This window comes from Bifidobacterium aemilianum, assembly GCF_003315635.1.
Classification (GTDB): Bacteria; Actinomycetota; Actinomycetes; order Actinomycetales; family Bifidobacteriaceae; genus Bifidobacterium; species Bifidobacterium aemilianum.
Map to the genome: position 1 here is coordinate 113,123 of NZ_PDCG01000001.1, position 23,710 is coordinate 136,832.

A 23,710-nucleotide genomic window follows, 5' to 3' on the forward strand; every position below is an offset into this window, starting at 1 on the left:
GAGCGATGGGGCTGTGGTAAAAGGGTGGCAAGGTGACCAGGAAAGTGTTGGAAATCAGCAGTGAGGCCATAGATTCTCATGGCCGGTTCAAGCCGGAGTTCACAGGACGAGGAGAGAACCGGTCCCCAGCCTTCCATCTGCAGGGATTGGTGCCTGAAGCCAGGACCTTGGCCATTGTTCTGGAGGATCTCACGCATCCGATCTTTGGCAGCATGACCCATTGGCTGGCTTGGAACATACCCGCCCATCAGGAAGTCAAAGGGGGCATCGAACCAGGTAGCCGCAATGTTGGCAGTGGTATCGTACAAGGGCTAGGCTATGGATGGCACCGCTATAGGGGTCCCAAACCTCCCAGGGGTTCAAGTCACAACTACCGATTCACCATCTATGCCCTTGATGCAGAACTCACGCTCTCCCCCTGGCATCGCGCCAAGGGCCTGCTTACGGCCGCAGCCCCCCATATCCTCCAAGAGGCCAGCATAGACGCTCGTTTTGAATAAGTGCCACCCCCCGCCCGCAGTCAGCAGCCCAGGGGATGAGACTGGTCGGGAAGGCTCGCTGACTTGGGGAACATGCTGCTGGCCTTACAGCTATCGGATGAGGGATTGGGCCAAGGACTTAAAGGATTGGGCGATGGGGGTGGAGTCCAGGTTGCCGTCGGGCTTGAGGACCACGGGGCGGCCGGACTCGCCGGTCTCGCGCAGGTCGGTTTCCAGGGGCAGCTGGGCCAGGAGGGGGACCTGGTGGCCCAGAGCTCGGGTCAATTCCTCGCTGACACGCTGGCCACCCCCGTGGCCGAAGATCTCCAGGCGTTCGCCTTGATGATCGTAGTAGCTCATGTTCTCGACCACGCCACGTACCTTGGTGGGCACCTGCAAAGCCACCAGGCCTGAGCGCACGGCCACATCCGAGGCCGAGGGCTGGGGGGTGGTGACAATCACCAGTTCTGCGTTGGGCAGGGCCTGGGCCACGGAGATGGCCATGTCTCCGGTGCCGGGAGCCAGGTCTAGCAGGAGCACATCAGGCTCGCCCCACCAGACGTCCGAGAGGAACTGTTGCAGGGAGCGTTGCAGGCGCGGCCCCCTCCAGAGGATGGCCTGCTCGGAGCCGGCGAACATGCCAATGGAAATGAGCTTGACCCCCCAGGCGGTCACAGGCATGAGCATGCCGTTCAAGTTGGTGGGCTGGCTGTGCACACCGAAGAGGCCAGGCAGGGAGAAGCCGTATATATCCGCATCAATGGCGGCGGTGTCATAGCCCAGGGCGGCGAAGCTGGCGGCCAGGTTGGCGCATACCGAGGACTTGCCCACTCCCCCCTTTCCTGAGGCGATGGCGAAGATCCGGGTCTTGATGCCGGGCCTGGAGAAGGGGTTCTGCTTGCGTTCCGCCTTGAGTTCGGAGACCAGGTTCGAGAGCTTCTCCTGACTCATGGAGGCCAGCTCGATGTGGGGGGTGATGCTGGCACCCGGGTAGGTGGATACAGCCCCATTGATCTGGTTGGTGATAGTCTGCGAGAGGGGGCAGCCCTTGACGGTCAACTCGACGCTGATGTTGGCATCATAGGAGTTCCCGTCGGTGGCCGGGACCACGTGGAGTTCGGGAATCATACCCAGGTCGGTGATGGAACGGCCCAACTCCGGGTCGATCACCTTGCTGAGTCTGCCATAGATCTCGGCCTCAATCCTGCTGATCTGGGGCTGCAGTTGGCAATGGTGACGACTTTCGTCGCTGCCCAACTGGTCTTCCACACCCTGGCTGTCCTGACTCATTCTCTCTCCTCCTTCGACCCTTCGACCCTTCGACCTTCAACACCCTAGCCGTTGGAGAGTCGCCATGCCAGAGATACAAATCAAATTCCTGTAACAGGGAACCGAGGCGGCCACAGCCGGCATACTCTGGAAGTCGAGTCAGCAACAGATCAGCCCCATCCCCGGCCTACTTGACCTCCCCAGTCTCCAGGAGCTGATGGAACTGGGCCTCATTGAGGATGGGCACTCCCAGCTCCTCGGCCTTGCTGGCCTTGGAGCCCGGGTTGGTTCCGACAACCACATAGTCGGTCTTCTTGCTGACCGAGCTGGCCGCCCTGCCACCGCGCTCCATGATGGCCTCCTGGGCCTCCTCCCGCCCGAAGTCCTCCAGACTGCCGGTCACCACCACGGTGACACCGGCCAGGACCTGCGGCTTGCTGACGACCTCCACACTCTGCCCGACACCTGCGGCTTTCCAAGCGTCAAGGATCCTCCCCCGCCAGTCCCCCGGCTGCCGGGCGGCCTCGAACCAACCGGCCACCGATTGGGCGATCTCCTGCCCGATGCCATCGATCTGGGCCAGTTCCTCAACCGTGGCGTGTTCGATGGCGTCCAGGCTGCCCAGACGGGTTGCCAGCAGCCTGGCGGTCGGTGGCCCCAGACGCCTGATGGAGAGGGCGACCAGGACCCGCCAGAGTTCAGCCCCCTTGGCCTTGTCGATCTCCTCCAGCATCTGCAGGGTGGTTTGTGAGGGCTGCGGCGCCTTCCCCTCCTTGGCCGGCAGATTGAAGAAGGCCGGAATCCGGTACCAGAGGCCGGAGCCACCACGCCTCTTGCGTTCCTTCCTGTAGCGGCCAAGCTTGTCGGTCTTGCCGATTCTCCTTGTCTCAACGATGGCGGCCTCACGCCAGACATAGACATTGGCCAGGTCCTCGGCCTTGAGGTCGAAGAGTCCCGCCTCACTGGTCAGCACAGGTTGCTGATCCGGGGGGAGCTCCAGGCCAGGAGCGGGTTCGTAGGGTTCCGGTTCCTCGCCAGGATCCACCTCGATATCCCTGCTACTCAACACATAGGAGGCGACCGAATCAGGCTTGTTCTCGTCGGGATTGGTCAGGGCTGTGGCGCTTTGCTCACCCAGGTGCTCGATATCCAAGGCCTTGCGGGACCCCAAGTTGATGATCCGTTCGGTCAGCTGGGCCGGGCAGGATTCGACGTTGGGGCAGCGGATGTCCTTATCACCCTCCTTGGCAGGGGCCAGCTTGGATCCACAGGAGGGGCAGAACTCGGGCATGACGAACTCGCGCAGCTGCTCCTCCCTCCCCTTGCGGCGTTCCAGGACCGGACCGACAAGCTCGGGAATCACGTCTCCGGCCTTTCGGACCACCACCGTGTCTCCGATCAATACACCCTTGCGCTTGACCTCTGTGGGATTGTGCAGGGTGGTACGAGCCACGGTGGAACCGGCCACGTAGACCGGCTTGAGGATGGCGACCGGGGTGACCCGACCGGTGCGTCCGACCTGGACCCGGATGTCCAACAATTCGGTGTTGACCTCCTCGGGCGGGTACTTGTAGGCGATCGACCAGCGGGGGGCACGGGAGGTGGCGCCCAGCCGCCGTTGCAGGGCCAAGTCGTCCACCTTGAGGACGATGCCGTCCAGGGCGTGTTCGATTTCGCCACGATGGTCACCGTAGTACTCGATCATCTCGATGACCTGTTGGAAGTCGGTCACCTCGCGGTTGTGGGAGGAGACCGGAATCCCCCACTTCCTATAGAGCTCGTAGGCCTGCGACTGGTCGTCGACCTGGTCGTGCCCGGCGTGGCTGCTGTCAGACCCCCAGCGCAACTGCCCCAATCCGTGGGCGTAGAAGCTCAGAGGCCGGGATGCGGTGATACGAGGGTCCTTCTGCCGAAGGGAGCCGGCCGCAGCATTGCGCGGGTTGGCGAAGGGCGATCGCCCGGCATCCTCCTGCTGGTCGTTGAGCCTGCCGAAGTCATCCCAACGTATGAAGACCTCACCGCGGATCTCGACGAATTCAGGAATGTCCTCGGCCGGCCCTGCAAGCTGCTGGGGGATGCTGGAGATGGTGCGAACGTTGGTGGTGATGTCCTCACCGGTCACGCCGTCACCCCGGGTCAGACCCTGTTCCAGCACGCCGTTGCGGTAGATGAGGTTGAGGGCCAGGCCGTCGATCTTGACCTCGCAGGTCATGGGGAGGACTTGGGAATCGGGAAGTTCCAAGGACTGGCGCACACCGTCATACCACTGGTGCAGCTCCTCGATGGAGAAGACATCGTCCAGGCTCATCATGCGGGAGGGGTGGCGGACCGAGGCAAAGTCCTTGGAGAAACTGCCGCCCACACGGTGGGTCGGCGACTGGGGGGTGTCCAGGGCCGGGAAGGCGGTCTCCAGGGCCTGCAGGCAGCGCATGCGCTGGTCGTAGGCGGCATCCGAGGAGACCGGGGCATCGTCGATGTAGTAGGCGACCTGGTCGGATTCCACCCAGGCGGCCAGTCGTGCCCAGAGCCGGGCTGCCTCGGCTGAGGTCATCTGGTTGACATCCAGTTTGGCCAGGAGCATGGCATCGGCATCAGTGGCGTTCAGGGCGCTGATCCAAGCCTCCGACCCTGGGCGGAGCTTCTGGGGATCAGCCCCCTCCTGGCCTGTTCTCTCCTGGGCTGTGTCTGTGCTTGCCTGCGTCATTTTCTCACCTGATGTCTGCAATCGTGGCTTGTTGGCGTCCGGGCCTGACATGAATCGGACCATGGCCCAATCCCAGGGGCAGGCCCGGATTCCCTGCCTCCTCGTGTGCTGCCTGTAGTTCCAGTCTAATCGAGTGGCGGCTTAGGCATTGAGTGAACGGATGAACTGGGCCTGGGCCATGTCAATGCCATCACTACTGGAGTCGTTCATCCTCACCGAGGCCACGGCCAAGGTCCTGGCCGGCACGAACATGGCATGGTCCACACAGACCCGTGCGGCATCACTGACGATGTCGGCCACCTCAGTGTTCGGCCATACCGGCAGGTCGCGGGATGCCAGCAGTTCAGACGCCTCCTCCACGTCCATGGGCACGGGCAGGCACTGGGACTTGGCCCGGGCCATGAGCTCCTGGAGCTCCGGGGCCAGGGAGGCTATCTGGCCTGGAGCTATATGCTCGCTCATCCGGTAGGCCGCCACGGCCAGGGCGAACTCGTCACGCATCCACTCGGCATAGGCCAGCCGGTAGTAGGCGTACGCCGCATCGTCCCGGTCCAGGGCAACCCTCAGGGCGTTCAAGCAGGCGGCCCGGGCCGAGTCCCAATCCTCCTTGCGGGCCAGCTGTACGGCCAGCTTCATATGGGATTGGGGGTAGGCGGGTGCATAGGAGACCAGGGCGTTGAGTTCCGGCAGGGCGGCCTCGACACCTTGGAATTGGGCCAGGACGTCAGCCAGCTCCATATGGGCGTAGAAGAGATTGTCGGGAATCAGCAGCGTGGACTCGTCATCGGTGGCGAAAAGCCGATTATAGACCACCCGCTCGGCGTAGGAGTTGAAGTAGCGGGGAACGCCAGGGGCCTTGGCGTACATCTGGTCCAGACTCTGCAGGGCACTGCGCAGGCCGGTGATGGCAGCTGACACCTGCCCGGAGAACAGCAGGTCCCGGGCCTTGATGCGCTGCTCGTCAAGGTTCTTGGCCAGGGAGAAGGACAGGTTTGGGGTGTCCTGACCATCGATCAGAGCGCTGCTGACCTGGGGGGCCAATTCGCGCAGTTCGGGGTCGCCAATCCCCTCGACGATGTCCATGGCCTGCTGGGCCTTGCTGACGGAGGGCATGGACTGGTCTGCCGCCAGTTGATGGAAGCTGTCCACGGCGTTTTGCAGGAGGTCCTCACGCTGGATGGACAGGCCCCGGGCCTGCTGGGTCCCCAGAAGCCTGGCGACCTCAGGGGTGAAGGCGGTGTCGGAGAGCTCCGGCTCCTCCTGGGAGCCGGCAGGCGAGAAGTCAGCGTCACGCAGGTCGAATTCGGCCTTGACCGCTTCCAGCCCACCGGACTGCCCCACACGAATGGTGGCCCCCAGGCGCTGGTAGAAGGCGATGGGGTCGGTCAATCCCATCTCCTCCACCAGTTCCATGAAACTCCTGCGGTCTATGCGGACCGTCATCAGGGTCCTGACCGTGGGACTCTTATGGAGGAAGCTCAGAGGGTCGTGCTGCTGACGGCCATCCTGGTCGCCGTCATCGCCGTCGAGACCCTCGAGGGGCGCCAGCGCCTCGTCGGTATCATCACGGTCTTCAGTCATCCCCCGGTCCCCGTCCTTGCCGACGGCTCCGGTTGAGAATACGGAGAAAGCCTGTGAACCAGCGGATTGTTCACCTTCAGGAAGACTGAAGGCCACCTGGTCGAAGTCCACGCCCGCCATCAGGTCCTTGAATTGCTGGTCGACCGATTCGCCTTGTCCCGCATCACCCTGGGATTCGATACCCTGGGACTGATTATCTGCTCCCTCCTTGCCTTGGCCAGCGGCAGGCTCGCTCCCCTGCTCTCCGGAAGCCTCCTCCCCCTGCTCATGGGTATGGCCAGGCTCTGGCCTTGGTCTGGTCTCCTGATTCGTTCCTTGGGATTCCTGACGACCCTCGGCAACCCCATCGAGACTGGCTGGGATACCGGGATCGGCAATCGCGTCGAGGCCGGAAGATGCCTCCATGCCCGTGCCGGGCAGGTCGCTCTCTCCCCGGGCTTCGGGAACCGATGGGGTGGCCTTGGTCGGGTCGCCATGGATATCGCCATCCTTGGGGTCCGCTTTGGACCGACCCAGGCCCACGTCAGGACTGCGCATGTGCTCGAAGGCCCGCAAGGCCTGGCTCATCAGCTGGGATATGGCCGAATCCTGCTCGGCGACGGCCTCCTCCAGGCCCATGGAATCCATATGGAGGCTGACTTGGTCGATCTGCGGGCTGGCACCGAAGGCCAGGGCCGCCATTATCAGGCCCATGCGCAGGTTGTAGCGGGTGCTCATGGCCGCACGCTCGGTCTGGGTCATATCGGTCCATTCGTGCCTGACCTGGTCGTATCGGCTGGCCGGCATCATCGAACTTCCCGAGGCGGTGTACCCCAAGGCCACCTTGCCCTGGGCGAGATTGGACCGGTATTCCACATCGAAGCGGAAGGGCAGGCGCAGACGACGCAGGACCTGTGCCAGGGTCTGCCGGTAGACCCATTCGGAGGACTGGGCTGCAGCCGGGTCGGCAGCGGCAGGGCCAGGGGCCTCCTGCGCCAACATCCGGGCGGTATCGGCCGAGGCTGCCATGATCCTACTGAGGGACCTGCCGCCCCTGTCGTGCAGGTCCAGATTCTCCCCCTCATCGGGTTTGAGGGCCAGCAGCGCAGGATTCTCCAGGAGGGCCATGTCGATCTGCGCAGCCTGGACCCGGCTGACCGTGTCCTCGGTGGGATTGGCCCCCATACGGGCGTTGTGCTCCAATAGGGCGCTGATGGCCGCGAAACGGTTGAGGCTGCCTTCGATGTTGAGGGAGGTGAGGGCGGGTCCGAACTCCAGGGAGTCCCCCCAGGTGAAGAAGTAGCAACCCGAATAACTGGAGGTGTAGAGGTGGAGGGGTTCCGCCCCATGGACAGCCTCCAGGCCAGGGGTGGTCCCCAAGGCGCCGGCCTGACTCATGAGGTCGGCGAAATAGTCCTCAAGACCGGAGACCCTCATGTTCGTCGCCCGGGCCTCGGCGCTGTCCCGCACGCTGCGACGGATGGCGCCCATGGGAGCCTCCCGGTTCAGGCGCCGGAAGATGTTGCCTGCCCCGAATCCGATCTGCAGGTCCTGGAGGGAAGGCAGGAAGTGGGTGGCGAAGAAGGCGATGCTGATGGCGTCGCGATACGGCAGGTCGACCCTCAGATACTCGGGCAGGAGCGCCCTGGTCTGCTCCAGGGTGTAGCGGTTGTTGTGCTTGAGCCAGGAGGCCAGCCAGGTCATCTGACCGGTCTCGTCACGGCCGACCACACCACCATGAATCACCCTGATACGCCCCTGATGCTGGCCCATGAGACTCCGCCCAAGGCCCCGTAGGTCAGCAGCCACATGCTCGGGCCGGTCATGACGGCGCAGACGTTCGTCATCGGCGAGGGTCAAGCTGCCCTCCTTGCTGAACATGAACACGGGTTCCATGCCATGGGTGTCCATATCCGGGTCCTTGCCGGGGAATACCCGCCCATGCCGGTCAGACAGGGCTATCTGGCAGAAGAGGTCCTTGCCGGGGAAGAAGCCCAGTGAAAAGGCCTGCCCCTGGCTTTGTGGCAATTGGGCCCAACCCAGCGTCCAGCCCTCGGGAACCCCGCCAAGGTCCTCAAAACTGCGACGTTTGGTCACCGGCCCCAGCTTTACGCAATCAATGAGCAGCTGGTCGAAGACCCGCGCCTCCTCCTGGTTCAGTGCCCCCGGCTTCGCGCTGCCGGCGGGCTGGGGTGAGCCAGGGGCCGGCAGGGAGCCGCTCTCTTGCCGTGCCCCGCCGCAGGGGCCGGTCAAGGAACGCTCCTGATGGGCGAACTTGGACAAGAAAGACATGAGACTAGCCATAATGATTCATTCTTTCAATCCACACAGACAAGATGTATACAGTGCCGCTTATAGAATAATGTGGTGATTCCAAGAGACCAGTTCCTGCACCGGCACCGCCGGGGCATCGTCGCAGCCCTGCTGACAGGACTGGTCATTATGCTTCTGGAATGCTTCCTGTTCAACCTCCCCTTCTGGAGGTCCCTGCCGGCCAGCACCGACACCGCCGCGGCCAGCAATAGCCTGGGTTCCGGGATAGAACGGACCCGGGAGGGCCTGATCAGGGTCACCGATCCGACCCAGGCCTACCTGGAGCTCAAGGCGGACGGCAGCTCCGCCTTCTCACGCATCGACCTGACCAGACCGCCCAACCAGGCCAAGCCCGGGAAGACCGACGCCCAACCGGTGCTCTCCAGCATCCATGTGCGTCTGGATGGCGACGGGCAAGCCGGCCATTCCACCATGATTTCGAGCAGGGCCCCCGAATCCCTCTATCTTCAAGCCAGGGCTAGATCAACCCTACGCTTGTGGATCCAGGAGCCTGTGGGCTCCCTGGTGCCTATCTCGGCGGTCAGGGCCAATATTCGCGTCCCCTTCCATTACAGCCTGGGACGCCTGTGCACCATGGTCCTCATCGCCATCCTCCTGGCATGCTGGCGGCCCGGCTCCAGGCTCTGGCGAATCGGACTGAACACCGGCAGCGGCAGGCAGCGCCTCGCCCTCACCGCCTTCCTTCTGGCCTGCGGGGGGCTGACTATTGCCGGTCTGCTGGGAAAGCTCGCCTCACCAAGCCCCCTGGTCTTCCACAGTCCCGGCAACTACACCTACGACTTCGACCAGTACGGGCACCTGGCCGATGCCCTCCTCCGGGGGCATGGCTGGCTGGACCTGCCCGTACCCGACGCATTGGCCCAGTCGTCCGACCCCTATAGGGCCAGCACCCGCGAGCAGCTCCTGGCCCAGGGGGTCTCACCCATCTACTGGGACTATGCCTTCTACCAGGGCCACTGGTATTCCTACTTCGGCATCCTACCGGCCCTCCTGCTCTTCGCCCCCTACCGGCTGCTCTCCCAGCTGTGGATTCCCGGGGGAGCCATGCTGCCAGCCACGGCCGCGGTCGGCTTCCTGGCCTTCGGCTTCCTGGCCTTCGGCTCCCTCCTGATCATACGGCTCATCGGCCGTCTGGCCCCCCACACCTCCCTGGCTGCGGTGAGCATGGCCCTGGCGGCCTTCTTTCTGGGGTCGAACCTGGACTACCTGCTGCTGCGGTCCAACTTCTATTCAGTCCCCTTCTGCGCATCCCTCCTGCTGACTTCTCTGGGGCTCTGGCTGTGGATGGGTGCGGCCGACCGCCGGCACAAGGCCCGCATATGGTCAGGTCAGGGGGTGGCTCCCCTCTCCCTACCCCACCTGTCGGGCGGAGCCCTATGCCTGGCGGCCAACCTGGGCTGCAGGCCCACCTTCGCCCTGTCCGCCCTCCTGGCCTTCCCGCTCTTCTGGCCACAGATTTCGGCCCTCTGGCAGCAGTTGACCCACCACCAGGTCGGCCTGGTCAAGGCCCTACGGGCACCAGCCGCCATCGTGCTGCCTGCCCTCCTGCTGGTGCTGCCACTGGTCGCCTACAACATGGTCCGGTTCGGCTCGCCCGGGGACTTTGGCAACAACTACCAGCTGACGGTCACCGATATGACCAACTACCGGCCGGCAGCCGGCAACCTGCCGACCATGCTGGTCTACTATCTTTTCCTGCCCCTGCGATGGACCCCCTCCTTCCCCTTCCTGGCCATCTCTCCCACCCCCCTGCCCCACTGGGCCTACCATGAGCCTATGGTGGGGGGATTCTTCGCCCTATGCCCGGTAGCCCTCCTGGTCCTGGCCTTGCCCTGGACTCGCAGGAAGCTGGCCGGCAGCCGGTCCTGGCCCCTCCTCATGACCGGTGCCTTGCTGGGTGTGTTCCTACTGGTATTTGATGCCTACAAGGGTGGACTCGGTTGGCGCTATATGACCGATTTCGGCTGGTATATGGCCCTAGGAGCCATTCCTGTCATGTTGCTGATGCTCGGCGAGCTGGGGCCGGCGTCCGGCACAGGCAAAGCTGCTTTGGCAGATGCGGACTTGACCACACCGAAGATGGACCGTCCCTCCTGGTCCATGCGGTTGCGCCGGCTGCTGGTCCTGGCCCTCCTGCTGGCCAGCCTGGTTCTACTCGCTCTCTCCTGCTTCGTCCCTGGCCGTGACGACGCCCTCATCACCACTGATCCCGACCTCTTCTTTTCGGTGCAGACCTGGTTCCGTTGGATGTGGCTATAACCCAACCCACATAAGGTTGACTGCCTTCGGTCAACTGCCTTCGATGGGAGCCGATCCCCATCAAGCTATGCTGCGCCCGGCCAGTCATGCCTCCCCATTAGCAGACCCCGCAAACAGTAGATACTCCTTCAGCCCAGGAGCCTGTTGACGGACTCCTGCAGGGCCTTGATGTTGCTGGCGAAAGGCTCAGGCTCAGGCAGGAGGGAGACGGCCATGTAGCCATTGGAGACCATGTCGAAGAAGTAACCCGGCTGGCCGCTGAGCCCATGCTGGTCGATCAGGTCCAGGACCAGCCGGTCCTCCCCAAGGGCAGCCGGCATACGGACCAGCACGTTCCATCCTCCCTCGGGGCGCTCCAGTGTCAGCAGGGACCGGGGGTCAGATGCCAACAGCCCCCGCAGGGTCTTGAGATTGGCCTGGGTCCGGGCCTTGACCATGGCGGTGTGGGCCGGTGCGGCCGCCAGGAGGTCTGGGATCCGCTCGACGATGATGTCACTCATGGGCAGGTAGTCGTCGGCGATCATGTCCAGCCGCCGCTGAGCCTGACTGGTGATGCCTGCCGGACCGGACACCTGGATCCAGCCCACTTTGGCCTGGGGGGCCGCCAGCATCTTGGAGAAGCCGTCCAAGGCAAAGGTGAGCACGCCCGACTCTCCGGCGAACCGGGACCTGCCAGGCAGGGGCTCCAGGTCATAGTCGAAGAAGACCTCGTCGGCTATGAGGGCTATCTCGTGGCGACTGCACAGGGCCACCAACTCCCGGCGTTCCTCAGGCTTGGCATAGGAACCAGTGGGATTGTTGGGGTTGATGACCACCAGAGCCCGGATCCGCTGCCCCTGGGGTCCCTCAAGCTGGGATCGGAGGGCCGCCAGGTCAATCCACCAGGAGCCATCATAGACCAGTCGATACTGGAGGGCCTGGGCACATTCCAGGCGGGCGATGGAGTCGATGAGCGGATAGCCGGGGGCCGGTGCCAGTATGGCATCACCTGCGTCACATAGGAGTTTGATGAGCCAGGAGTAGGCCTGGGAGGTTGATGACAGGAGATACAGACTGTCCGGGTCCACCCCGGCGCCCTCCTGCCCCTGCCCTGATCCTGCAGGAGCCTGGCGCTCGCTCAAGAATTGCGCCAGGGCCCTCCTGGCGGCTTGGGGACCGCGCGGGTCCGCCGAGTAGACCGTGGGAATCTGGGCCGGAGACAATCCATGGCGGGTGGGGTTGGAGTCATTGAGCCTACGCAGGCTCAGACCCTGGGCTTTTGCCTTGGCCTCGGCTTGGGCTATGGGGTTGGGATCGCTGATGTCGACTCGGCTGGAAAAACGCACGTCATCAGCCTAACCCCATACCCGGTCAGCCAGGTCACCGCCCCCCTGCCATTGCCCTAGGCAAGACGAAGGCCTGGTCTCTGGTGAGACCAGGCCCTTCATGTCATTGCCGTACAGGGCCAGTAGAGGGCCCCGTCAACGCCAGCAGATCAGCTGCTCAACGCGACACGACGTCAATCTGTTCGCGCAGGCTGCGGTGGACCTCGCCGCCCACCATATCCGACCTGACAGCCTCCGAGGCGACGACCAGTTTGGTGGTCGCATAGTATGCCGCACCGATGATGCCAGCCTCGTTGCGCAAAGTCGCCGGAATGATGGGTGTCTTGATGTCGATATAAGGCAGGAAGCGCTCACTCATACGGCTGACGCCACCACCGACGATGAAAAGGTCGGGGTTGAAGTATTTCTCCAGCATGCCGTAATACTTGGTCAGACGCTTGGCCCACTTCTTGTAACCCAGCCCCTCGGCCTCACGGATCGACGAAGCGGCGTACTTCTCAGCGTCCCCCTTGCCCTTGGGCAGTTCCAGGTGGCCCAGTTCGGTGTTGGGCACCAAGACGCCGTCATAGATCAGGGCCGTACCAATGCCCGTTCCCAGGGTGGTGGCGATGACCAGGCCATCACGACCGGCGGCGGCACCGAACTGCTGCTCGGCCAGACCGGCCGCGTCAGCGTCGTTGACGACCGTGACGGGACGGCCGCAGGCCTCGGAGAAGAGGGCGGTCGGATCCACACCAATCCAGGACTGGTCCAGGTTGGCCATGAACTCGATGGGCTGCCTAGGCTTGATGGGCGAGGGCATGGCGATGCCCACCGGCGCGTAGTCTGGAACCTCGAAATGCTCCAGATGCTCACGTACAATCTTCGCCAGCGCATCGGGAGTCGAGTGCTTGGGGGTCAAAATCTTATGCCGGGGTTCGGCAAATTGCCCATGCTCCAGATCGACCGGGGCCGCCTTGATGCCGGATCCTCCAATGTCGATACCAAAAGCCTGTGCGGTCTCAATCATTTCGACCTCTTCCTAATCTGTGCGGAACGGTTCAATCGTAGGCATTACACCAGATAGCGGGATTCTATCGCATGGCTCACCCAAACGGGGCTTACTGATCTGCAGCCTTGCTCTCGACCTTCATAATCTGTCAAAAGTGGAGCGCAGATTGACGATGCCCCTGGGAGCAACCTCCCGCAACAGCCGGTGACCCCCGCCCGCTTGACTCATCATGCGCCCTAGGCGGGCCTCCCACAGCGGCCCGGTGATGTCTCAGACCCGGCAAGCCCACCCTTGGGGGCATAATGAGTAAGTATGGCAGAACATAACCAATTGATTGATGCCGTGAACATTCGCTCGGCCATCCGCTCCTACGATGACGTGCCCATGGACGAGAACCAGGCCCGGCAGCTATCCATGTCCATTGATGCCGTGAACATGCTTGCCGAACTGAACATGCAGCTGGTCTGCGACCAACCCACGGTCTTCGCCCAGGCTGCGGCCAGCGGTCACTTCGTCAACGCATCCAACTATCTGGCCCTGGTCGGCCCGGCCGGTGACGACGAAGCCAAGGAACGGGCCGGCTTCTACGCCGAGCGTGTCATACTGACCGCCACCCTCTGGGGCCTGGGCAGCTGCTGGGTAGGCGGCAGCTGGGACCGCCAGGAGGCTGCCAGGCACTGCCGGGTGACCGCCAGTCAGGAACTCTACCTGGGCGTGATCCTGGGGCCACCGGCAGGTCACGCCGGCCACATGGCCAAGAGCTACGAGGAGCTGGCCAGCTTCCAGCAAAGTCACAGGACCAGCCGGAGCTTCGAGGACTTTACCGCAGACATGAGCACCGAGGACCGCCAGGCAGCCCCTGAATGGTTCAAGAAGGGCGTGGAGTCGGCCATGAAGGCTCCCAGCGCCTTGAACCTCCAACCGGTCAGATTCTCCTACCGGCCCGCTGACGGCACCGTCGCCGCCCAGCTCGACCCGGATGTGGAGGACTCCTTCGCCCTCAACGATTTGGGCATCGCCAAGCTCCACTTCCAGATCGCCGCCGGAACCGGGACCTGGGCCTGGGGAGACGGCGGACTCTTCATCCGCAAGTGACCGGACCGGCACAAGGACCCACACGAAACGCAAGCCGTCCGATTCCATGAGGAGTCGAACGGCTTCCTTGAAGGTGGGACCTGCGCTCGGACGAGGCGGAGGCGAATCAGACCAGGGGCGGCATGGGCTTCCAGTGCCGATCATGCAAAATAGCGCGGGAATCCCACCAGCCCTTGGCGATCTGGACCAATCCAGTCCGCACATGCTCGCGGTCGACGGCCAGGAGGCGAATGACCTCCTTGGCGGCCGTGGCCATGGTTCCCATGGCGAAGAGCAGGGGCCGGAAGTCACCATGGACCATGAAATAGCGGGCCATGTACCCTCGGTTGCGCATGATGTGGTAGCGGTTCATGTCGGAGGTGGAATTGAGCTGACGCAGGCCACCCATGTCCCAGTTGCTGATATCGCGGGTGCGTTGCAGGATCAGGTCGGGCACGATGATGGGATTGCTGACCTTGCTGGCCAGATACCCATAGATCGTGTCGTCCCAGTAGATGAAGAAGCGGGGGTCTGGCAGGCCTATCTGCTCGACGATGTTGCGACGGAAGAGCCCTCCCTCGAAGCACATGGTGTCCATGATCCGGTAGCCAGCGGGCCCGAAGGCGGCCGGGGCTATGGGGTTGGGGATGCCCAGGGGCACGATGAAGTCATACTGCCAGTAGAAGGGGCCGCCGTCATAATCAAGCCTGCTGCCCTGGACCACGTCGTGGCGGTCGGTCCACTTGGATAGGCGCTCGATGGCCTCCGGCAGCACGGCCACGTCATCATCCATGACCCAGAACCATTCGGCACCCAGCTCGTAGGCCTTTCCCACACCCTTGGAGAAGCCGCCGGAACCCCCCAGGTTCTCGCTTTGGGGATAGTAGACCACACGGTGCTCGTTTCCGCTGCGGTCGGCCACCGTTGGACCCCAGAGGGATTCCACCTGGTTGGAGAAGTCCTCGACCATCTGTCGGGTCTGGTCAGCATTCTCGTTGTCCACAATGATGATTCGCCAGGGGGCCACCGTCAGCTTGACGATGGAGTCGAAGAGCTTGGTCAGCAGCTCCTGCCGCTTGTAGGTGACCACGACCATGGCCAGCTTCACCATGGGCTGCCCGGCCACCCCCATCCGGCCATGCTTGGCACCGCCGTCCACGCCACTGCTGTGTTCCATTACCGTCTTGCTCACCTGTACTCCTGTAGGGTCGGAACGTACGCTTATACCCCCATTGTGTCACCTTGCCTGACCAAAAGCCCAGTTCATGGCAGCAGACCTTGACGAACTGGGATAAACCAGTCGATGAACCGACCGCTTCGCGGCCGCATGAGAGGACCCTTGTCGACGAGCGTATATGGGTGTATAGATAGAAGGGCAAGTTTCAGGGAAGGTGCGATTCCTTACTGGCGGTATAGGTCAGGTCCACATACATAAGGACCCCAAACCCAAGCCCGCGACCCGCGCAAGCGGCTGATCCGGTGAGAGACCGGGGCCAACGGTATAGTCCGGATGGAAGAAACGGAGCTCACCATGAGCCTATCCAAGCATGCCGATTCGGCAATCACTGATGATGTCACGACAGCCAATTCAGCGGCGATCGACGAGGCGGAACAGACCGGAAATCCTGTCCGGTCCGGCACAGCAGCCAGACCAGGGAATCATTCCACAAGCGCCAGCAACATCAGCGCCAAGACCCCCAACAGCCTCAATGGGCGCGACCCCCACGGCACAGGCATCTCCGATACCGGTCGCTGGTCAACCAAACGCATAGCCATCTATGCCCTCTTCGTGGCCCTTTCCATGGTCTCATCCTTCATCAGCGTTCCACTAATGCCCGGTGTTCCCTGGCTCAAATACGACCCTTCGGGCATCGTCTGCCTCCTGGCCGGGTTCGCCTACGGGCCGTCGGCGGCCGTCATCGTCAGCGTGCTGGGCTTCCTTCCCCACCTGCTGACCAACCAGTGGGGCTTCCTGGTGGCCGTGCTCGTGGCCCTGGCACTGAGCGTGCCCGCCTCGCTGGTCTACCGGCGTATCCACACCCGCAAGGGCGCCGTGATCAGCTTGGTCTTGGGTGGTCTGTGCGCCCTGGCCATGGCCATCGTCACCAACCTGCTGATCACGCCGATTTACGCCCATATGAGTGTAGGGCAGGTCGTCGCCATGATTCTGCCCATCCTGCTGCCCTTCAACCTCATCAAGTTCACCATTCATGGAGTGGTCACCTTCCTGATCTACAAGCCGGTGTCCAAGCTCCTGCACGACTGACCGGTGAAGACCAGCAACCCCACTCACCACACCGGTTCCATAGCCCCTGCGAATCGTAGGAAAGCAAGGCCTGCTGCTTGGAACCTGGGGTGCCGGGTCACGACCTCCCGCAGTGCGGCAGCCCACCATCAATCAGCAGAGTGAATCAGCATAGTGAAAAAGATTATGTCACAAACCGATAGCAGCCCCAGGAGCACCACGTCGGGTGCCGAATCCAAAAGCGATATGCAGCTTGGGAGCCTTAGTCCCACACCAGTTGTCGCATTGGATCATATCTCCTTCAGCTACGATTCCGGGCAGCACTGGGTGCTTGATGACCTGAGCCTGACCATCGAAGCGGGGCAGCGCATATGCCTGATAGGAGCCAACGGTTCAGGGAAAAGCACTTTGGCCCGGATCATCGCCGGACTCATCACACCGGACCGGGGGCAGGTCAATCTCCTGGGGCATCCGGTGTTCGACGAGGAGGGACCGAGGTCGGACCAGTACCGCATGGCGCGGCGTGGCATTGGTGCGGTCTTCCAGAACCCTGATGACCAGATAGTGACCACCGTAGTCGAGGACGACCTGGCCTTCGGACCAGAGAACCTGGGCCTGGACCATGCGACCATCGGTCATCGCATCGTCTATGGCTTGGATGCCGTGGCCATGGGCGAGCATCGGTTGGACAACCCGACCCGTCTGTCAGGCGGACAGCAGCAGCGCATCGCCATAGCCGGCATGCTGGCCATGTCTCCCCAGATGCTGGTGTTGGACGAGCCTACAGCCATGTTGGACGCGGATGCCCAGTCCGAGGTCATGGCAGTGCTGGACAGCTTGCAAGGGCAGGGCACGACCATAGTTCTGGTGACCCATAAGCCCTCGGAAACCCTGCAGGCAGACCGGATTGTGACCGTCGAGCATGGACGGCTGACAAACATAGCCAACCCCTACCGTCCAGGAGGAAAGGCCGGCAAGAGCCAGACCCATTCACCGGCCTACGGTCCCGCCGCCAGGCATGATGCTGATGGCAGCCTCCATGCTGGAGCCTTTGCACATGCAGGGGACGGCCTGCAGCCAGCATCGGCCAGCAAGCCCGCCGACCACTCCCCTGACCTTGCTGGGAAGGGTCACCTCCAGGCTGGTCAAAGCCCGGCAGTCGGCCAGGAACCCGCCATCCAGGTCTCACACGTGACCATGAGTTACTCCAGGGAGGACCAGCCAACCCTTTATGACCTCTCCCTGAGAGTGGCACGGGGCGAAACCGTGGCCCTGATGGGCCCGAACGGGTCCGGCAAATCAACCCTAGCCCGACTCTTGGCGGCCCTGGCCTGGCCGGACCAAGGCAGCATCAGCGTGGAGGGAATCAGCCTGGCCAAGCCCTCCAAGCAGGATCGGCGCAACTTGCGGCAGCATGTCGGCTTCGTCATGCAACACCCGGAGCGCCAGTTGTTCGCCGAGACAGTCGCCCAAGACGTGGCATATGGGCCCAGGAACCAAAAGTTGGACCCCGCGGAGGTCAATAGCCGTGTCACCAGGGCCCTGGCCGCCCTGCACATCGAAGACCTGGCCGACCGCTCACCCTTCAGTCTGTCCGGTGGCCAGCAGCGGCTGGTTGCCATCGCCGGTGTCATCGCCTGCCGACCATCCCTGCTGATCCTTGACGAACCGACAGCGGGCCTGGACACCATGGCCAGCCGGCGCATCTATGAGCTCATCGAGCTCCTTCACCTGCAGGGAACCACCATCGTTCTCATCACCCATTCCGCTGAAGAGGCCCGGCTCCTGGCGGACCGGACGATCTGCTTACCCGGCCATGATCAACAGGCCGACGGCCAAGGGGCAGGCAAGCCAGCGGAACCGGCCACCGCCGCAGCCTCCACCCCCCAAGTCAGCTCCTACATCGGCAGCATGGACCCGCGGGTCAAGACCCTGGGCTTCCTGGCCCTGATGTTCTCCTTCTTTGCCATCTCCACCCCCCTGCAACTGGGCCTGTCACTGGTCCTGGTCCTGGGGATCTGTGCGGCCGCCCGAACCAGCCCAGTCAAACTGCTGGTCTCGACCAGGGTCCTAGTGCTGCTGTTCGTGATCATGTCGGCCCTGAACCTCTTCCTGGACCATAGCGGGCACATCCTGTTGGCCCTGGGGCCGCTCAGCATCAGCAGCGGAGGCGTGCAGACCGCGGTTATCTATGCGGCCAGACTCATGCTGGCCATCATGCTGGGAGCCCTGCTGATGGAGACCACCACCCCCACCCAGCTCACCGATGCCTTCGGTTCCCTCCTTACCCCCTTCAAGGCCCTGGGGCTGCATGGTCAGGAACTGGCCTTGGTCATGAGTCTGGCCTTCCGCTTCCTGCCCACCCTGGGCCAGGAGGCCAGGTCAATCATTGATGCCCAATCTGCCCGTGGCGGCAGCATCGAAACCGGCAGCCCGGCAGCCCGCCTGCGAGCGCTGGGAGCCATCATCGTGCCCGTCTTCGCCGGTGCCATCCGCCATGCGGACAATCTCAGCCTGGCCCTGGACGCCCGCTGCTACGAGCAGGGCATTCACCGCACCCACTGGCGGATCATGAGAGTCCGGCCGTCAGACGCGGTCTTCGTCATCATCGTGGCAGCCTACATTTTGGCACTGCTGGGCTTGAAGATGGCCCTATGACCAATCGCCCAGCGTGCACTTCCAGGGCGATCAAGGCAAGGTCGTACCCCCCCTCCGAACGGACCATGACTTCCCGAGTGGACTATGACTTTGCCCACAGGAAGACAGGAGGACCGTGCACGTCGCCCCTGCGGCAATGGCAGTATGGCGGTGGGCAAGCAGTCTTCAAATGGAGAGGGCCGGCCTTTGGCAACCGCACAACTTGCTGGCGGCAAGACCTAGGGCTCTCTGGTCCCAAGCCTCGCCGACAGGCGGCGATCTGGTAGCGGGAAAATGAGCCTGAGGCGCTATGAACAGTGCTACAGTCGCTAGCATAGATCGGTTGACATCAAAGGAGTGGCGATGACTATTGCACAGCTATGGCACAGGAAGACGGCAATTGAGCCCTTCGCCATCGAGCACGCGACTGTGGCTACCGGCGATGAGGATGGCCGCACCCTTGAGGATATGACCATTGTGGTGGGCACCGACGGACTGATCAGCCAGATTGGCCCAAGCCTCACCACCCATGTGGGGCCGGAATACCACCATGTGGATGCCATCGGCAAGACTGTCGCCCCCGGTCTGATCGACAGCCATGTCCATCTTTTCTCCGACGGCCGTCAGCTCAATCCCAAGTCCTCGACACCCCAGGGCCAGCGTAAGGTGGCGGCCTTCGCCCATTCGCCCATCGGCAAACCCTATATCGCCGCCAAGGCCAAGGAAAGCATCATGACCGAACTCAACTCGGGCGTGACCACCCTGCGTACCTTGGGAGACGTGGGCTATGAGGCGGTTGCCCTGCGGGACGCCATCAGGGCGGGCAGGCTGGTGGGACCACGGATACTGGCCTCGGGGCCGCTGCTGGCCATTCCCGAGGGGCACGGCGCCCCCCTGATCGCTCTGACGTCCTCCACCCCCGAGGAGGCCAGGCAGACAGCTGAGACCAACCTTGACCATGGGGTCAACGCCATCAAGATCGCGGCCACGGGCGGTGTGACTGATTCCCAGGTCCCAGGTGAGGCCGGCAGCCCCCAGATGACACTTGAACAGATGCGTGCCATATGCGATGTGGCCCACGCCTCGGACATCATCGTGGCTGCCCACGCCCAAAGTCCGGAGGGGGTCAAGCGTGCCCTGAAGGCTGGTGTCGACACCATCGAGCATGGATCGGCCATGGACGATGAGATCATCGACCTCTTCCTGCACAACCCCAACTCCCTACGGGGCTGGTCGGCCCTGAACCCGACCCTGTCGGCGGGCTTGCCCATGCTCAAGTTCCCCCGAGAGATCACCAACATCACAGAGGTCCAGTACAACAACGCCCACGATGTGGCCCTCAACATGGTGTCCGGGGCCAAGGATGCCCATGCCAACGGTATCCCGGTGGGCGTCGGCATCGACTCGGCCATGACCATGGTTACCCAGTACGCCACCTGGCGCGAGTTGGAACTCCTGGTCAAGTATGCCGACTTCACGCCAGCCCAGGCCTTCAACGCCGCCACCCAGGTCAATGCCAGGATCCTTGGCGTCGATCAGGAGACGGGTTCCATCGAGGTGGGTAAGGCAGCCGATCTGCTGGTTCTGGATGACGACCCGGCCAGGAACCTCCACACGCTCAAGCAGCCCAAGCTGGTCTTTGCGGCCGGCCACCCCATCTGGCACCCCCACGTCACCCGCTTCGACGAAATCGACAGCCTCCTGGACCAGACCATCTGACACCAGCCGAAGCTTGCATGACAGGCCAGGCCTTGACCACTTGACCATAAGCTGTATCTACGTCTGCTTCCATGCGCCCCTAGCCATGTGGGCATATGGCAAGGACCCCGTCACCGGCACAGCCGGAAACGGGGTCCTTGCCATATCAGGAGGGATAGGATGGCCGCAAGACAGCTTATTCGGTACAAGCGGGAAGAGCCCTACACCACTGCCCTATTCCTTCTCGTTGATGGCGGTCACCGCCCGCTGGAGCACCACGAAGACCAGGATCATCATGCCGACCACGATGGTGGTCCACTCGGCGGGCACACCGAAGTCCGAGGTCAGGGGGTCGATGGTCGAGCGGACCATGGCACCGACCACAGAGCCCAGCACGTAGCCAAAGCCGCCGGTGACCAGGGTGCCACCGATGACCACTGAGGCCACAGCGTCCAGCTCCCAGCCCACACCCACCGTGTTCTTGGCCGAACCTATGTTGGCCGTATAGACGATGGAGGCCAGGGAGGCCAGGGTCGCCGAGGTGAAGTAGATCAGGTACTGGGTACGCTTGACCGGCAGGCCCATGAGCTCAGCCGAGGAGACGGAGCCACCGATGGCGTAGATGGTACGTCCGGTCCGGGTCTTATGGAGGAGCATGTAGCCAAAGACAACCACGAGGATGGCGATGATGACACCCACATTGATGGAGAAGTCATTGGAGATCTTGGGATTGTCGATGATCTTGATCTCATCCGAGATCCAGTGGAAGTTGTTGTTCTGGGGCAGAGTCAGGGAATCGGTCGAGATGATCGAAGCGACGCCTCGGGCCAGGAACATGGTGGAGAGGGTGGCGATGAAGGGCTGCATGTTGAACTCTTCGATCAGGGTGCCGGCCAGAAGCCCGAAGGCCATACCGATCAGCAGCATGACGACTATGGCAAGGGGCGCAGGAACGCCGGCCATGGTCATCTTGACACCCACGACAGCAGTGATGGCCACGATGGCGCCGACACTCAGATCAATGCCGCCGGTCAGGACCGGCAGGGTCATGGCCACAGCCAGGATGACCAGATAGGCGTGGTCGATCAGGAGCGAGGAGAAGAACCCCAGGCGGGCATAGGTGCCGAAGAGGGCCTGGCCCATGATCAGCATGAGGATGAAGATGACGACGGCCGCGATGGTCGGAATCATCTGTGGATCGATCCGGTGGAAGCTCTTGGCCTTCACCTTGATGGCCTGTGCTTGTGCGCTGCTCATGCGGTCACCGCCTTAGCTTGTTCCTTGAGTGTCCTTCTACGTTTCATCTCGGCGCCCAGGTTGTGGATCTTGGGGGCCTGCATGACGCAGATGACGATGACCACTGCGGCGAAGAAGGCCGGTGTCGCGGCTGAATCAATGCCCAGGGTAATGATGGTCTTGCGAATCATGGCAATGATGATGGCACCCAGGGCGCTGCCGGTGAGCGAGAACTTGCCACCCAGCAGGGAGGTGCCGCCGATGACCACGGCGAGGATGGCGTACATCTCCAAGTCCTGACCGGTCTTGACCACATCAACCCTCATGACGGATGCGGTGGCGAAGAGGCCGGCGACCGCAGCCAGCAGGCCGGAGATCGCGTAAACCATGAAGAGGATCTTCTTGGGCTTGATGCCTGTCATACGGCTGGCCTCGGGATTGATGCCCACGGACTCGATCATCATGCCCATGGCTGTCTTGCGGGTGATCAGGCCAACCAGGCCGACGATGACGAGGGCGATGATGAAGTTGGCGGGAATTCCCAGGATGAACCCGTTGGCCATCCAGCGCAGCGGCGCGCCACCTTGAATGGAGGAGGCATCGGTGTTCTGCCCCGAGGTGATGACCTTGGCCAGGCCACGCCCTGCCAACATCATGATCAGTGTGGTGATGAAGGGCTGGAGTCCCAGGATGGAGACCAGGGCGCCAGAGATGGAGCCGATGACCAGACCGATCAGGAGCGACAGGAGGATGGCGACCCAGACATTGATGCCGGAAACGAGCATCTGCATGGCTGCGGCACCCGAGACCGCCATGACCGAACCGACCGACAGGTCGATGCCAGCCGTGGAGATGACCAGGGTCATGCCCGTGGCGATCATCAGATACCTGGCCGACTCCTGAAGCATGGTGATCAGCGGACCGGAAAGGCCGCCGGTGTTGGTGTTCCAGGTGAGCCTAAGGAACCCGTGATCGAAGATGGTGCAGATGACGATCAGGGCCATGAGCGCCACGACCGACCAGGTCAGGTTGGACGAGAGCAGCTTCCTGACGGTGCTGTCCTCATCGCTGCGTTGCTTCTGCTCAGCCATCATGCCTCCTTTCCTGTCTGCTGGCCGGCCCTTGCCGCGGACCCGCCCTTGCTGGCCGACTCAGCCGAGCCGGTGCCAACCTTGGTATTGGCGATCATGCTGACGATGGTCTCCTGGGAGACGGTGTCGTCGTTGGCGATCTCACCGATCTCATGACGGTCCTTGAGGACCTCGATGTCGTCGGAGAGCCGGATGACCTCGTCAAGTTCGGAGGAGATGAAGACCACGCCCATGCCTTGCTGGGCCAGGTCCAGCACGGTCTGCTGAATCTCGGCCTTGGCTCCGATGTCGATGCCTCGGGTGGGCTCGTCCAGGATCAGCAGTTTGGGATTGGTGGCCAGCCAGCGGGCGATCAGCACTTTCTGCTGGTTGCCGCCGGACAGGTTCTTGATCAGCCGGTCGGACGTTGAGCTCCTTGATGTACTTGTCGACGATCAGGTCGGCTTCCTTCTTGGGATGGGTTTGAACATGCCCCTGCATGATGATGGGGATGTCGGATTGGGCCCTGACCGTCTTGGCGACCTCTATGCCATCCATGCCGGGCAGCATGACATCCAGCAGTATGAGGTCAGGCATGACGGTGGGAACCATCTGCACGGCCCTGAGTCCGTCCAGACACACCAGGGTGCGAAAGCCATCGTTCTCCAAGACGATGGACAGCATCTCCCCCAAGGCCTGGTCATCATCCACGACGAGAATGGTCTTGGTCTCCTGTGACGCCTTGTCGTTCATGCACTCATCCCTTTGACCATAGGCCGCTTCGGTGCGGCCATTCAACTCCTATGCTGTTGGTCTTCTCCACTGGGCA

At 62.7% G+C, this 23,710-nt stretch carries 15 protein-coding genes, 1 pseudogene and 1 riboswitch; of the genes and pseudogenes, 6 read left to right on the forward strand and 10 right to left on the reverse strand.

Annotated elements, in window-relative coordinates:
* Nucleotides 1-32: 32 nt before the first annotated feature.
* Nucleotides 33-500 (forward strand): YbhB/YbcL family Raf kinase inhibitor-like protein, encoded by a 468-nt coding sequence (locus tag CRD60_RS00460; RefSeq protein WP_201737178.1) that lies wholly within the window; start codon nt 33-35, stop codon nt 498-500.
* 90 nt (nt 501-590) lie between these two features.
* Here the strand turns inward: CRD60_RS00460 and CRD60_RS00465 are convergent, their stop codons facing one another.
* The 3 genes from CRD60_RS00465 to CRD60_RS00475 form a co-directional block, all read right to left on the reverse strand.
* Nucleotides 591-1,769 carry an Mrp/NBP35 family ATP-binding protein gene (locus CRD60_RS00465; RefSeq protein ID WP_113859362.1) on the reverse strand — a complete coding sequence of 393 codons (1,179 nt, stop codon included), beginning with the start codon at nt 1,767-1,769 and terminating at the stop codon, nt 591-593.
* A 166-nt stretch (nt 1,770-1,935) separates the two neighbouring features.
* On the reverse strand, nt 1,936-4,452 hold the full coding sequence (ligA, locus tag CRD60_RS00470) for an NAD-dependent DNA ligase LigA (protein WP_113859363.1): 2,517 nt from the start codon (nt 4,450-4,452) through the stop codon (nt 1,936-1,938).
* A 141-nt stretch (nt 4,453-4,593) separates the two neighbouring features.
* The gene (locus CRD60_RS00475; protein WP_127975593.1) at nt 4,594-8,316 is read right to left on the reverse strand and encodes an ICP22 family protein; all 3,723 of its coding nucleotides are present in this window, start codon (nt 8,314-8,316) and stop codon (nt 4,594-4,596) included.
* 138 nt (nt 8,317-8,454) lie between these two features.
* Here CRD60_RS00475 and CRD60_RS00480 point away from each other — a divergent pair, with 138 nt between their 5' ends.
* On the forward strand, nt 8,455-10,605 hold the full coding sequence (locus tag CRD60_RS00480) for a glycosyltransferase (protein WP_236630772.1): 2,151 nt from the start codon (nt 8,455-8,457) through the stop codon (nt 10,603-10,605).
* A gap of 128 nt (nt 10,606-10,733) precedes the next feature.
* Here CRD60_RS00480 and CRD60_RS00485 read toward each other — a convergent pair whose 3' ends face one another.
* Nucleotides 10,734-11,930: a pyridoxal phosphate-dependent aminotransferase gene (locus tag CRD60_RS00485; RefSeq protein ID WP_113859365.1), complete on the reverse strand. Its 1,197-nt coding sequence runs from the start codon at nt 11,928-11,930 to the stop codon at nt 10,734-10,736.
* A gap of 157 nt (nt 11,931-12,087) precedes the next feature.
* Nucleotides 12,088-12,939, reverse strand: a complete 852-nt coding sequence (gene ppgK, locus CRD60_RS00490; RefSeq protein ID WP_113859366.1) for a polyphosphate--glucose phosphotransferase — start codon at nt 12,937-12,939, stop codon at nt 12,088-12,090.
* Nucleotides 12,940-13,233: 294 nt separating this feature from the next.
* On the opposite strand from ppgK, the gene CRD60_RS00495 reads away from it, so the two are divergent.
* Nucleotides 13,234-14,016 carry a nitroreductase family protein gene (locus tag CRD60_RS00495; protein WP_113859367.1) on the forward strand — a complete coding sequence of 261 codons (783 nt, stop codon included), beginning with the start codon at nt 13,234-13,236 and terminating at the stop codon, nt 14,014-14,016.
* Between the two features lie 106 nt (nt 14,017-14,122).
* Here the strand turns inward: CRD60_RS00495 and CRD60_RS00500 are convergent, their stop codons facing one another.
* Complete coding sequence (locus CRD60_RS00500) at nt 14,123-15,127, reverse strand: glycosyltransferase family 2 protein (RefSeq protein ID WP_236630773.1); 1,005 nt, start codon at nt 15,125-15,127, stop codon at nt 14,123-14,125.
* Nucleotides 15,128-15,369: 242 nt separating this feature from the next.
* Nucleotides 15,370-15,521, forward strand: a riboswitch (FMN riboswitch).
* Between CRD60_RS00500 and CRD60_RS00505 the strand changes: the two genes are divergently transcribed.
* The 3 genes from CRD60_RS00505 to CRD60_RS00515 all read left to right on the forward strand — a co-directional run bounded on the left by CRD60_RS00505 (nt 15,506) and on the right by CRD60_RS00515 (nt 20,596).
* Complete coding sequence (locus CRD60_RS00505; protein WP_407923147.1) at nt 15,506-16,261, forward strand: ECF transporter S component; 756 nt, start codon at nt 15,506-15,508, stop codon at nt 16,259-16,261. It overlaps the preceding riboswitch by 16 nt.
* A 225-nt stretch (nt 16,262-16,486) precedes the next feature.
* Nucleotides 16,487-18,898: an energy-coupling factor transporter ATPase gene (locus tag CRD60_RS00510; RefSeq protein WP_113859369.1), complete on the forward strand. Its 2,412-nt coding sequence runs from the start codon at nt 16,487-16,489 to the stop codon at nt 18,896-18,898.
* A 342-nt stretch (nt 18,899-19,240) separates the two neighbouring features.
* The gene (locus CRD60_RS00515; protein ID WP_113859370.1) at nt 19,241-20,596 is read left to right on the forward strand and encodes an amidohydrolase family protein; all 1,356 of its coding nucleotides are present in this window, start codon (nt 19,241-19,243) and stop codon (nt 20,594-20,596) included.
* A 213-nt stretch (nt 20,597-20,809) separates the two neighbouring features.
* Here CRD60_RS00515 and CRD60_RS00520 read toward each other — a convergent pair whose 3' ends face one another.
* The 4 genes and pseudogenes from CRD60_RS00520 to CRD60_RS08975 all read right to left on the reverse strand — a co-directional run.
* Nucleotides 20,810-21,832: an ABC transporter permease gene (locus tag CRD60_RS00520; RefSeq protein ID WP_113859371.1), complete on the reverse strand. Its 1,023-nt coding sequence runs from the start codon at nt 21,830-21,832 to the stop codon at nt 20,810-20,812.
* A complete protein-coding gene (locus tag CRD60_RS00525) occupies nt 21,829-22,905 on the reverse strand; it encodes an ABC transporter permease (RefSeq protein ID WP_236630747.1) in 1,077 nt (358 codons plus the stop codon). Before CRD60_RS00525 ends, CRD60_RS00520 begins: the two co-directional genes overlap by 4 nt.
* A complete protein-coding gene (locus CRD60_RS00530; RefSeq protein WP_407923153.1) occupies nt 22,902-23,297 on the reverse strand; it encodes an ATP-binding cassette domain-containing protein in 396 nt (131 codons plus the stop codon). Before CRD60_RS00530 ends, CRD60_RS00525 begins: the two co-directional genes overlap by 4 nt.
* 124 nt (nt 23,298-23,421) lie before the next feature.
* Nucleotides 23,422-23,634 (reverse strand): annotated as a pseudogene (locus CRD60_RS08975) (response regulator); the annotation flags it as partial.
* Nucleotides 23,635-23,710: the final 76 nt, after the last annotated feature.